Below are 11,867 nucleotides of genomic sequence, written 5' to 3'. Positions count from 1 at the left end.
AGATCGCTGTCGAGTCAGCCTGTAACACAATATTTAAGCGCAAAATGTTTACCGCAGACTAAACACCCGCGCGCGTGAGCCGATAACTGAGGAAACTAATCTGGTCAGCACTGCATGTTGTATTGCAGGCCCGTCATCTCAAACTCTGACTGTGTAGTGAGCACTCTTAATGACTTCTAACCCTCCGGCGCCACCCTCGCCTCCATTCAGTCATGCCGCTGAAGACCGCACTGTCCGCTTTACGCGGCGCAGCCTGCGCACGCTTTCGCTGCTGCTGTTTGGCGTGCTGGTGCTCTCGATGCTGATGGTGCTGACGATTGCGCAGCGGCAAAACAGCGTATCGGTTGAGCATGACCAGTTGCTGATGCAGCAGGCGTGGAAAAATCGTCAGGAGGCGATGGTCACGGATATCCGGGATTATGCGTTCTGGGGCGAAGCCTGGCGCAATCTCCATGTCAGGGTCAACAAAGTCTGGGCTTATGACGAAGAGAACTTTGGTCCGGGCCTCTACGAAGAGTATCACTATGAGGGCGTATTCGTGGTCGACGGCAACGGTCACACCACGTACAGCGTCATTAATGGGCAACTGGTGGATACGCCGCTGGAAGCCTGGCTGGGAAAAGAGGCTCCAGCGCTGATTGCGGCGGCACGTCAGCGCAACGACGCGGCGATAACCCGTGATGCGCTGATTAATCATCTGCCCGCCATTGTGGTTGCCGCCCCCATCGGCAGCGGCAAACTGACGAATATGCCGCCGATAGCGGGGCCAGCGTCAGTCATGGTGTTTGTGAATCTGTTCACCCCTGCCAAATTACAGGCGCTGGGCGCCACGCTGGATGTGCGCGAACTGCGCCTGCCCGTCAGTGCAGGGGATGCCCTGCGTGAACCGCGGATGGTGCAACCGTTACCCGGCGGCGATCTGATTGTGCTGCGCTGGACGCCAAAGATGCCTGGCATGGGCCTGGTCTGGTTTCTGTTACCACTACTGATGCTCATGGCGATCATCATTGGCATAATCACCCATCGCGTCAGCCGCCATGCGCTCTCTAATGCGATTCTTTCTGACCGGCGCTTTGCCCTGCTGGCGATCAGTCAGCAGGAGCTGGCCAACAGCGAAGCGCGGTTTCGCGATCTCGCTGAGGCAGCGTCAGACTGGATCTGGGAAACGGATGAAGAGGGCCGCCTCATCTACCTCTCAGCGCGCTTTCAAACCGTGACCGGCCACGATATTACACACTGGCTGGGCCGTCACATCGATCACCTGCTGACGCATCCCAGCCATTCGCTGGTCGCCTGGCTGCAGCGTCAGGAGGAGGAAGGGCAACAGATGCCACTGCGCTGTCAGTTTATGTCGGCGCACGGCAACCGCCGTATCGGCCAGCTGGTCGCGAAAACAATCTGGCATGAGGCGCGACGTATCGGGTTTCGCGGCACGGTGTCGGACATCACTCAGAGCATGGAAGCCGAGGCGCGCATTCATTTTTTGTCGCGTCACGACGTCTTAACCGGCCTGTCGAACCGCGTACAGCTGCAGGAGTTTCTGACGCTACACCTAGAGCTGCCTGATGGCGCTGCGCCGCTGACGCTGATTACCCTCGATCTCGATCAGTTCAGGCCGATTAATGAAACCTGGGGCCATGCGGCGGGCGATGAAGTGCTGAGCCAGATAGCGCAGCGTCTGAAGCGCTGTATCGGCCCGCAGGAGCTGGTGGCGCGGCTGAGTGGCGATGAGTTTGTGCTGGTATTGCGTGAAACGAACCGTGAGCGGGTCGATCAGCGTTGCGCACAGCTGGTGCACGAGGTTCAGCAGCCCATCAGCACCGGCCAGCATGTCCACTATCTCACCGTCAGCATGGGGATTGCCTGTGTACCGCAGGATGCCAGCCATCCGGAAGCGCTGCTGCACATGGCGGATATCGCCCTGAATGAAGCACGTGAAGCGGGACGCAATCAGTGGGTCTGGTATGCCAATGAGATGGCCAGTCAGCGTGAGGATAAGCGTGAAATGGCGCGGCGGATTGAGAAAGCGCTGAAGAACAATGAATTTCGCCTGCACTACCAGCCCCGCTATCAACTGCTGACGGGGCAGCTGGCAGGTGCCGAGGCGCTGATTCGCTGGCAGATTGCGCCGGATGAGTGGATTACCCCCGATCACTTTATTCCGCTGGCGGAAGAGAGCGGTCTCATCGCCACCATCAGCGACTGGGTGCTGATGCGCGCATGTGAGGATGCGCTGGGATGGGGGGGCGATCGCTATGTTTCGGTTAATATTTCGCCCATGGAGTTCCGCACCAGCGATTTAGTGCAGCGGGTTGCAGATGTGCTGGCGAAAAGTGGCCTGCCGGCTACCCGGCTGGAGCTGGAGATCACGGAGAACGTGACCTTTGAACATCCGCAGCATGCGCTGGAGGTGATGCAGGGTTTACGGTCACTCGGGGTAAGGTTAACCGTTGATGATTTCGGCACCGGCTATGCGGCCCTGGGCTACCTGAAGACCTTCCCGTTTAATGGGCTGAAGATCGATCGCTCCTGGATGAAAGATTTCCCGGAGTCGCAGCAGGCACAATCGGTGGTCGCGGGGATTATTGCGCTGGCACGCGCCTTTGCCCTGACAATTACGGCTGAGGGGATTGAGACAGAAGCGCAACTGAACCAGCTAAAACAGCTCTCGTGCGAAGAGGGGCAAGGCTACTTCCTCGGTCGACCGATGCCGCTGGCTGCATTCAGTACGCTTCTGGAAAGAACCGCGCAGAACCAGGCTGAACCCGTTTAACGGACTTTAACCGCCACGGCGGTCATCAGCATTGCGCAGACGACAAAAATAATCAGTTCCATCATGACCTCCTCAGGGCTAAGACTATTCTTAATATTGTAGTGGTCCGCTGTGCTTTTTTTAGGCAATGAGTGCGATTAATCTTAAAAAATGACCTGTGCCGCGACCCGTTTAATGCTGCTGTAACAACTTTACTTTTTAGGGGTTCAGGTCAGCAGGTACGCTTTGCTACTCTTGGGGCAGGGTTTTACACGTCCAACAGGAGAATAAACGTGAAATTTTATGGAAAAGGGCTGCTGGTAATGGGGCTGTTTGCATTAACCGCCTGTCAATCTGCCTCTAAGCCCGATACCGCCAGTGTGGCGCAGGATCCCGAAGCTGACCGCTGTGGTGCCTCTCAGTTTCAGAATTATGTCGGTAAACCGTTAACCGCGCTGCAGGGTCAGCACTTCGAACAGAAGGTCCGCGCCATTCCCTATAATTCTGCCGTCACCATGGACTTCAACCTTAACCGGCTGAACTTCCTGGCTGACAAAAATGGCAATATCAGCTCAGTTTATTGTGGTTAACGGCAAAGATGTCATAGGTTTGTCATAACGGCAGGCGAGGATAGCAGCGCGTTTAAGAAACTTCCTCGTCACACAATAGATAGTGCTCGTCTTGTTTATTCCCGCCCCGGCGGGAATTTTTTTAGCGGCTTCAGGCCGTAACAGGAGCAGAGAAGATGAAACGCATAATCGGGGCACTTCTGCCCGCATTGTTACTCAGCAGCACACTGGCGCAGGCTTCCAGTGAAGAGGCCTGGCAAAAGAGCCGTCAGGTGATGGTGCAGGCCTGCATTAACGCCAGTCATCTGAGCAAAGTAAAGGTGCTGGGCGAGGCGATCGAGTATGACGACAATACGGGCTACAGCGCACTGTTGCTGGAGGGACGTTATCCCCAGCCGCAGATGAAAAATAAGCGTGGACGGGAGCTGTGCCTGTTTCAGCGCAGCAGCGGACGAGCCAGCATCAGCGAAGCGGATAAATTGCGCTGGGTGAAGTAGGTGGTGGGTTTACGCCTCCGGCTGCGTGTCGATCAACTGCGCCAGCAGGGTGCGATAACGCTGCAACTGCGTCTCGTCGCCCTCTACTTCCAGTTTATCGATAACCCGCGCAATAAGGGCTTTATTGGTGGCGGGTTCTCCCGCTTCCATTATTTCACGCAGAATCACCGCCAGCAGATCGGACTCAGGCGGTATTCGCCAGTCCGGGCTGTTAAAATAGTCGCTGATAGCACGGCTGGCGCTGTCAGGTTGTACTCTCATTACCCACCTCCGCTAAAACAAGACTCCCTCCCTTACACCTGAGCATAAGGGCGTATAACCATGAAATAAGCTGGTTCGCCTCAGCGTAGCCGGACGGTCTGCACCGTTTTTTGCGGAGGATGTCGCGCCGATTAAAAAGATTGCTATACCGCCGCGGCTGGCGGTTTTTTAAACATAGAAGCGGGGTGAAGAGTTGTCAGTAACAGAATGACATATTTTTCTATATTGACGGGCCGGATTGAGGGAGATCGGGTCTGGCCAGACCATCGCCCGCGTGCTTCGCGCTAAAAACCCGGTGGGCTGGAAAATTTGCGCCGGTGATTGCGCTGAATCAAAGAGGAAACCGGTCTTTTGCCATTTGTGCCATGTTTTGTCGGTCACGCTGAGAATAGCCGCGTTAGACTGAACATTCCCTCTCTTTAAAATATCTGCTCATGCCACGCACTATAGAACCCTGGAAGATAAACCTGATCTCGGTCTGGTTTGGCTGTTTTTTTACCGGCCTGGCCATCAGTCAGATCATCCCGTTTCTGCCGCTCTACCTTGAGCAGCTTGGCGTAACCGGTGGCGAATCACTGAGCCTCTGGTCGGGTCTTACCTTTAGTATCACCTTTGTGGTTTCGGCGGCCGTAGCCCCGCTGTGGGGCAGTCTTGCCGATCGTAAAGGCCGTAAGCTGATGCTGCTGCGCGCCGCTTTTGGCATGGGCGTGGTAATTCTGCTACAGGCTTTTGTCACCGAAGCCTGGCAGTTGCTGCTGCTGCGTGCCCTGATGGGGCTGACCTCCGGATATATTCCCAACGCCATGGCGCTGGTGGCCGCTCAGGTGCCGCGTGAACGCAGCGGCTGGGCGCTGAGCTGTGTCTCAACCGGTCAGATTGGCGGGGTGATTCTGGGACCGATGCTGGGCGGGCTGCTGGCAGACTGGGTCGGTTTGCGTACGGTGTTTATTGTCACCGCAGCGCTGCTGATGGTCAGCTTTCTGGTGACGCTGTTCCTGATCAAGGAGACCGGTTACATCCCGGTGAGTAAAAAGGAGAAGCTCAGCGGACGCGAGGTTTTCCGCTCGCTGGATAATCCAAAACTGATGCTCTGCCTCTTTTTCACCACCATGGTGATCCAGATGTGCAACGGATCGGTGAACCCGATCCTGACGCTCTTTGTGCGGGAACTGGCACCCACCGCTGAGAATATCGCTTTTCTTAGCGGGGTCATTGCCGCGCTGCCTGGCGTCTCTGCACTGCTGGCCGCGCCTCGTCTGGGACGACTGGGCGATCGCATCGGCACGCAGCGTATCCTGCTGGCAACGATGGTCATCTCGCTGCTGCTGTTTATCGCCATGTCGTTTGTCACCAGCACGACACAGCTGGGGGTATTACGTTTTCTGCTGGGCTTTGCCGATGGCGCGATGATGCCCGCGGTGCAGACCCTGCTGGTGCGTCACTCGCGTGACAACATCACCGGCCGGATCTTCGGCTATAACCAGTCCTTTATGTATCTCGGCAATGTCGCGGGTCCGCTGCTGGGCGCCGCGGTGTCGGCGGTGGCCGGTTTCCGCTGGGTCTTTTTTGCCACCGCCGTGGTCGTGCTGATTAACGTGCTGTTTCTGAAGCGCTTTTACCGGCGTCCGAAGACAGCGCTGCCCGCGTCGGCTGGCAAATCGTCAGTTCAGCCTGCCAGCGCTGCTGAGTCAGTAAAAACTCAGGACTGACGCTGGGGCTCCAGGAGTCATCGCCGCCGACACCCATGTGGCAGGCATCCAGATGCAGCCAGCAGCCCGCTTCCGGACGCAGATGGTGGCGGTGTGATGCCTCCCGCAACTGCTCCAGGCTAAAACGGCTCAGTGAGAAAGCGAAATCGCCGCTGACCTGCCAGCTGCCGCTGTCGAGCTGACGGGTGCCGCAGCGCAGACCGTTCTCACCCGGGAAAACATAAGGCGTTGAGAGCTGATCCAGCGGCAGCTCCCAGCGGGAAAACTGCGCGGCCAGCTGGCGATCGGGATAGTTTTCATGCGGACCCAGGCCGAGCCAGCTCACCTGTTGTGGTATCTGCGTCAGCTCACAGCGTAATCCGATGCGCGCGGGCGGGGGCAATCCGCGCGACTGCTCAACGGAAAGCTGCAACTGCAATTCACCCTGCGCATTGATCAGATAACGTTTACGGCTGATAAAGGCGATCTGGCCATGGGCGAGCCAGCTGTGCAGCGTCTCAATCTGCACCGCCTGTGGCAACGCATTCGCCGTCATCGACACCAGCTGGCTGCTCATCTGGTCATAACCCGCTGCTTTCCAGCGCTCGACCCAGGCATTGGGATCAACCCGTTCCGCTTCGCTGGTGCCGATGTCATTGTCGAGCGGGGCGCGAATAAAGCAGTCCTGAAGCGGTGAAAGCAGTGTGGGCTGTTCATCCACAAACCACTGCGTCAGTTCGCCGCTGTGGCGTGAAAAATGCCAGCGTTGCTGCTGATGGGTGATGACAATCTCACGGGTATCATCGTGCAGGCCCGGTGCGTGGCCGCTCTCCGGCTTTGATGGCAGCGCCAGCGATGAGGGCAGCGCCCATTGGTGCCAGGCGACACGCCAGCCAGCGGTGCTCCATTGGGTCGGTTGAATCTGATGAACCGCGACGTTCAGCCAGCATTCGCCCTGTAATGCTGGCGGTGACGGCAGCGTGATCCGCTGCTGGCCCTGTGGAACGATATCCAGCGGCACTTCTCCTTCCGTTACTACACGACCCGCCTGTTCGATGCGCCAGCGCAGCACTTCGTTGTCACTGTGGCGGAACAGATAGTCGCTGCTGACCGTAAAGCTCAGCGGATCGCCGGGATCGACGGCAAACTGCCAGAACTGCTGGGCGCACTGCGCCTCATAAAGCGCCGGATGCGGCGTGCGATCGGCAAATACCAGCCCGTTCATACAGAACTGACGATCGTTGGGTTTATCGCCAAAATCGCCGCCGTAGGCCTGCCAGGGTTCGCCCTGATCGTTATAGCGGGTCAGGCTCTGATCAACCCAGTCCCAGACGAAGCCGCCCTGCAGACGCGGAAACTGGCGGAAGGCCTGCCAGTACTTAGCAAAACCGCCAAAGCTGTTGCCCATGGCATGCGCGTACTCACACAGGATCAGCGGACGCGTCTCACCCGGCAGACCGATCCACTTTTTCAGCGACCATTTCGGCACCGCCGGGAAGGGCTGATCTTCATCAACCCTGGCATACATCGGGCAGATGATATCGGTAGCAGCGGTATCCGCACCGCCGCCTTCATACTGAACCGGACGCGTTGGATCGCTGCTTTTTACCCAGCGGTAGAGCGCATCGTGTGTGGCACCATGTCCTGACTCGTTGCCCAGCGACCAGATAATAATGCTGCAGTGATTACGATCGCGCTGCACCATGCGCGTCACGCGTTCGCTATAGGCGGCAAACCAGCGGGGATCATCGGAGAGCCGGTTCATCGGCTGCATACCGTGGGTTTCGATATTGGCCTCATCCACCACATAAAGCCCATACTGATCGCACAACCGATACCAGAGCGGATGATTAGGATAGTGCGAACAGCGCACCGCATTAAAATTGTGCTGCTTCATCAGCTCAATGTCGCGGCGCATCGTCGCCTCATCCACCACCTGACCGCGCTCCGGATGATGTTCATGACGGTTGGTGCCGCGGATCAGCAGCGGCTTGCCGTTCAGACAGAGCAGTCCGGTGTCGATGGTGACCTGACGGAAGCCGACATCATAGGCTTCCACCTCGATCAGCTGTTGATTCTCATCCAGCAGCGCCAGCGTGGCGCGATAGAGGTGGGGTGTTTCGGCACTCCACAGCGCAGGCTGTTCCACCGGCAGGCTGAGCAGGGCGCGTTCGGGATAGTGACCCCGCTCGTCAATAATGGCACTGCCCAGCGGCTGCTGACACTGAGCAATCTGCTGTTCACCCTGCCACAGCGTCAGGCGCAGCTGATAGCGCGAGCTGACGTCAGCTGGCAGAGCAACACGAACCCGGGCACGCAATTCGGCACGGTAAAACTCCGGGCTGAGCCGGGTTTCCAGCTGAACATCGGCCAGATGCACCTGCGGTTTATGCAATAACGTGACGTCACGGAAAATACCGCTCATCCGCCACATATCCTGATCTTCCAGATAACTGCCGTCGCTCCAGCGCAGCACCATCACTGCCAGCCGGTTTTTGCCCGGCCGCAGATAAGGCGTCAGGTCGAATTCAGCGGGCAGACGACTGTCCTGAGAGTAGCCAATCCAGTGTCCGTTGCACCACAGGTGAAAGGCCGAGTTTACGCCGTCAAAAATGATGCGTGTCTGCCCATTATGCAGCCAGGCTGCGTCAGCGCTGAATGTGAGCGAGTAACATCCGGTTGGATTCTCTGTGGGTACCAGCGGAGGATTGACCGGAATCGGATACTGCACGTTGGTATAAATGGGCGCATCGAAGCCGTGCATCTGCCAGTTGGCCGGAACCGGAAGGGTCGTAGTGTCCGGCAGATCCTGCAGTAACCAGCTGGCCGGAACCGCTTCAGGCTGCGTAAAATAACGGAAACCCCACTCTCCGTTGAGGCTCTGCAGTGACGCCGAGGGGCTGTCATCCCGCGCGGCTACTTCATCTCGCCAGCTGGCGAATGGCGGGTGCGCATCCAGCCGATGCAGCGAGGTCACGACCGGATTTTCCCAGTCGCGCCGGGAGAGGATGTCACTGAAAGCAGCCTGAGAGAGAGTCATGTTTATATCCTGTAAATGTAATGCGCTCACAATGCGCAAAATTAAGCTGCCTGTAAAGTGTTCACCCTCCCGATTTGCACAAATAATTTGCACTGTAACCCAGCCGGGATGTTGAGATTGTGCCGCCTTAATGGTGGTAAATCGTTAAGTCTGGTCAGCAAAGATGAATAGTCGCCGGATGCGGAAGAATCTCACTTGTCGCCATGCAGGTGGCTCCATACACTCAGCCCGATTTCATCACCCTGAGGTAGATATGGTACGAATCTTTAAGCTGGCTGCCGTTGTGGCATTGGTTACTGCATTAAGCGGATGTATTTTCCCGCCTCCAGGCGGCGGCGGCGGTGGCTGGGGCGGACACGGCGGCGGACCAGGCCGCGGATTTGTCGATCCTCGCTAAGCGAAAGACCGATTTCGGGCGGGCGAAACGTTTAACCATAGCGTTGATTGCAGGGAAAACGTTTCGCTCGCAAGGTTAGCCGAAATCGTCTGAGCAGACGGTGAGGAATGCGGGCTAACTCACTGAAAAAAGTAGCGGTTACCCTCTGTTTTTTTAACCAGCGTGGTGATAATTTCAGCTTTTCTCCACCGCTGAGATAACAGCATGAAAAATCTGATTGCTGAATTGCTGGTAAAGCTGGCTGAAAAAGAGGCGACAGCCAAAGGGCAGATGGCGCAAATCGAAGCGCTGGAGATTGTTGTTACCGCACTGGTTCGCAAGCTGGAGCCGCAACAACATCTGGCTATAACCACCAGTATTGAAACCGCAATAGACAATGTGGCCGATGCCGGAGATGAAAATGCGCAACTGCTGCGCAATTACATCGAAAAGTTACTCCGCCATCCTCGCCAGTAACGATCCCAGTGCCAGACTGGAATGGGATCTTCACATCACTTTGACCTGAAACATTTTCCGCTTTGCTTATTCGCTGCCAGAATAACAAAGGACAATCCACTGTGGAGATAACAAGATGAAAGTCGGTTTAATGGCGATGATGATGGCGGGCCTGCTGGTCAGTGGACTGGCCGGTGCGGCGGAAAAGACCCCGCAGCAGGAGAAGATGACGATGTGTAACCAGCATGCTAAATCACAGGATCTTAAAGGGGATGCGCGCAAAACCTTTATGAGTGAATGCCTGAAAAAGGACAGCAAGCTGTCGCAGATGTCACCGCAGCAGATGAAAATGAAAAGCTGTAACGGCGAAGCTGGTGATAAAAAACTGGCGGGCGATGCGCGTAAAACCTTTATGAGCCAGTGCCTGAAAAAAAGCTGATTATCCCCACGGTCACGCAGGTGGCCGCTTCTCCTTCCCGCGCAATGCTGATTAAATTCCCTTCTATAACAGCATGTTAAACTTCTGATAAGCATTCATCGCCAGGCTTCCCGGTTCTTTTGCCACACTTACTGTTTGTGGGGATTTGCGCAGCACTCTGTTTTGCCGCGCAGCACAAGACAAGAACCGTTAAAGGAGCCATGTCGTGAACTATCAATTTACCGTCGACCTGAACGATCTGCCCCAGCGCCAGCCGGTTAAAAAAACGCTCGGCGAGGTGGAAGTGTTGCTGATCCGCGAAGGCGACAATGTACGTGCTTATCAGGCGAAATGCCCGCACGCAGGCGCGCCGCTGGAGCAGGGCGCGATTTGCGGCGATCGGCTGGTCTGTCCGTGGCACAAAGCCGCGTTTAATCTGGCCAGTGGAAAAATGTGTGAACCGCTGGCGTTAGCCGATCTCAAACAGTATCCGCTGCGCATTGAAGAGGGCCGGGTGCTGGTGAATCCGAAAGGGATGTCCGCCGCGGCGCCGATTGGCAGTGGGGCAGAAGCACCGGTCTATGTGGTGCTCGGTGGTGGGGCGGCGGGCAGCGCGGCGCTGTGGCGTCTGCGCCATGAAGGCTTCAAAGGCCGCGTGATTCTGGTTGAGCGGGAAGCGGATGCGCCTTACGACCGCACCGCGCTGACCAAATTTGTGCCGTCGGGCAAAATGGATATCAGCGAGGTGCCGCAGCTGCTGAAAGCGGATGTGATGGACCACGTTGAACGGCTTCAGGCTACCGTGAGCCGCCTGGATGCCCAGCAGCAACGGCTGATTTTCGAGGATGGCGAGACGCTCCCTTTCGACAAACTGCTGATCGCCAGCGGCGCGACGCCAGTCCGCCCCGATTTGCCGGGCAGCGATCTCGATGGGGTTCATCTGCTGCGCAGCAAAGCGCAGACAGATGAGCTGCTTCAGTCGGTGGATGCCAGCCATAAAATCGTGATTATCGGCAACAGTTTTATCGGCACCGAACTGGCGTCGGCGCTGCGTAATCGTGACATTGACGTGACGGTAATCGCCCGACAGGCGTTGCCCTTTGCTAAACAGTTTGGCGATCAGATTGGCCGCTATTTCTATCAGCTGCATGAGCAGAACGGCGTGAAGTGGGTGCAGGGCGAGATCGAAGCCTTACAGGGCGACCAGCGGGTGAGTGGCGTGCAGCTCAAGGGCGGACGGTTGCTGGACGCGACGGTGGTGCTGTTTGCCACCGGGGTTAAACCGGCTACCGACTTTATCCACGATCTCCCGCTGGCAGAGGATGGCAGCCTGCAGGCGGATGAGCAGTTACGGGTCGCTGACAATATCTGGGTGGCGGGAGATATCGCCACGTATCCGTCGGCACAGGGGCCGCTGCGCATTGAGCACTATCGCGTCGCGCATCAGCAGGGACAAACCGCCGCATGGAATATGCTGGACCAGACCGTCGCGTTTGATCGTGTGCCGTTCTTCTGGACTACGCAGTATGGCACCCGTTATGAGTATCTGGGCCATGCCAAAGAATGGGATTCATTCCAGCTGCTCGGCTCGCTGGAGGATAAAAAGTTTATGGCGTTTTATGGCCAGCAGGGGAGGCTGGCGGCAATCTGCTCATGCGGCATGTATACGCTGACCGCTGAGCTGGTGGAGCGGATGCAGCAGCCGATGACGTTTGCCGACGCGGTGGCGCTCTGTCAGGAACAGATCCGTTAATATCTGTTAAGCTGGAGGCAAGGCGGGCCAGCGTGCGGGGCCGCCTTGCACATCCTT

The 11,867-nt window shown here is 57.0% G+C and carries 9 protein-coding genes; 7 read left to right on the top strand and 2 right to left on the bottom strand.

Annotation, left to right across the window (positions count from 1 at the left end; genetic code table 11):
- The first annotated feature begins 169 nt into the window (after positions 1–169).
- The 3 genes from PAG01S_RS08130 (at position 170) to PAG01S_RS08120 (ending at position 3,818) form a co-directional block, all read left to right on the top strand.
- Positions 170–2,773: a bifunctional diguanylate cyclase/phosphodiesterase gene (locus PAG01S_RS08130; RefSeq protein WP_062758276.1), complete on the top strand. Its 2,604-nt coding sequence runs from the start codon at positions 170–172 to the stop codon at positions 2,771–2,773.
- Between the two features lie 272 nt (positions 2,774–3,045).
- The gene (locus tag PAG01S_RS08125) at positions 3,046–3,342 is read left to right on the top strand and encodes an I78 family peptidase inhibitor (RefSeq protein ID WP_062758274.1); all 297 of its coding nucleotides are present in this window, start codon (positions 3,046–3,048) and stop codon (positions 3,340–3,342) included.
- 155 nt (positions 3,343–3,497) lie between these two features.
- Positions 3,498–3,818: a hypothetical protein gene (locus PAG01S_RS08120; protein ID WP_010255244.1), complete on the top strand. Its 321-nt coding sequence runs from the start codon at positions 3,498–3,500 to the stop codon at positions 3,816–3,818.
- A gap of 9 nt (positions 3,819–3,827) precedes the next feature.
- Here the strand turns inward: PAG01S_RS08120 and PAG01S_RS08115 are convergent, their stop codons facing one another.
- Positions 3,828–4,079, bottom strand: a complete 252-nt coding sequence (locus tag PAG01S_RS08115) for a biofilm development regulator YmgB/AriR family protein (protein ID WP_010255246.1) — start codon at positions 4,077–4,079, stop codon at positions 3,828–3,830.
- 434 nt (positions 4,080–4,513) lie between these two features.
- Here PAG01S_RS08115 and PAG01S_RS21630 point away from each other — a divergent pair, with 434 nt between their 5' ends.
- The gene (locus tag PAG01S_RS21630; protein WP_073970658.1) at positions 4,514–5,788 is read left to right on the top strand and encodes a multidrug efflux MFS transporter; all 1,275 of its coding nucleotides are present in this window, start codon (positions 4,514–4,516) and stop codon (positions 5,786–5,788) included.
- Here PAG01S_RS21630 and PAG01S_RS08105 read toward each other — a convergent pair.
- The gene (locus tag PAG01S_RS08105; protein WP_062758270.1) at positions 5,670–8,807 is read right to left on the bottom strand and encodes a beta-galactosidase; all 3,138 of its coding nucleotides are present in this window, start codon (positions 8,805–8,807) and stop codon (positions 5,670–5,672) included. The genes PAG01S_RS21630 and PAG01S_RS08105 overlap by 119 nt on opposite strands.
- 601 nt (positions 8,808–9,408) lie before the next feature.
- Between PAG01S_RS08105 and iraP the strand changes: the two genes are divergently transcribed.
- The 3 genes from iraP (at position 9,409) to PAG01S_RS08090 (ending at position 11,810) form a co-directional block, all read left to right on the top strand.
- Complete coding sequence (gene iraP, locus PAG01S_RS08100; RefSeq protein WP_062758268.1) at positions 9,409–9,660, top strand: anti-adapter protein IraP; 252 nt, start codon at positions 9,409–9,411, stop codon at positions 9,658–9,660.
- A gap of 115 nt (positions 9,661–9,775) precedes the next feature.
- Positions 9,776–10,078, top strand: coding sequence for a PsiF family protein (locus tag PAG01S_RS08095; RefSeq protein ID WP_010255256.1), 303 nt, complete (start codon positions 9,776–9,778; stop codon positions 10,076–10,078).
- A 205-nt stretch (positions 10,079–10,283) separates the two neighbouring features.
- Complete coding sequence (locus PAG01S_RS08090; protein WP_062758266.1) at positions 10,284–11,810, top strand: FAD-dependent oxidoreductase; 1,527 nt, start codon at positions 10,284–10,286, stop codon at positions 11,808–11,810.
- Positions 11,811–11,867: the final 57 nt, after the last annotated feature.

The sequence above is a fragment of the Pantoea agglomerans NBRC 102470 genome (assembly GCF_001598475.1).
In the GTDB taxonomy this organism is placed as follows: Bacteria; Pseudomonadota; Gammaproteobacteria; order Enterobacterales; family Enterobacteriaceae; genus Pantoea; species Pantoea agglomerans.
Note: the sequence above shows the minus strand (reverse complement) of the source record. Positions and strands in the feature narration are given on the sequence as shown.

What these genes read in the sequence shown, in the direction of transcription:
- PAG01S_RS08130 (WP_062758276.1), top strand. Translation starts at nt 170, where the DNA reads ATGACTTCTAACCCTCCGGCGCCACCCTCGCCTCCATTCAGTCATGCC.
- PAG01S_RS21630 (WP_073970658.1), top strand. Translation starts at nt 4,514, where the DNA reads ATGCCACGCACTATAGAACCCTGGAAGATAAACCTGATCTCGGTCTGG.
- iraP (WP_062758268.1), top strand. Translation starts at nt 9,409, where the DNA reads ATGAAAAATCTGATTGCTGAATTGCTGGTAAAGCTGGCTGAAAAAGAG.
- PAG01S_RS08105 (WP_062758270.1), bottom strand. Translation starts at nt 8,807, where the DNA reads ATGACTCTCTCTCAGGCTGCTTTCAGTGACATCCTCTCCCGGCGCGAC.
- PAG01S_RS08120 (WP_010255244.1), top strand. Translation starts at nt 3,498, where the DNA reads ATGAAACGCATAATCGGGGCACTTCTGCCCGCATTGTTACTCAGCAGC.
- PAG01S_RS08095 (WP_010255256.1), top strand. Translation starts at nt 9,776, where the DNA reads ATGAAAGTCGGTTTAATGGCGATGATGATGGCGGGCCTGCTGGTCAGT.
- PAG01S_RS08115 (WP_010255246.1), bottom strand. Translation starts at nt 4,079, where the DNA reads ATGAGAGTACAACCTGACAGCGCCAGCCGTGCTATCAGCGACTATTTT.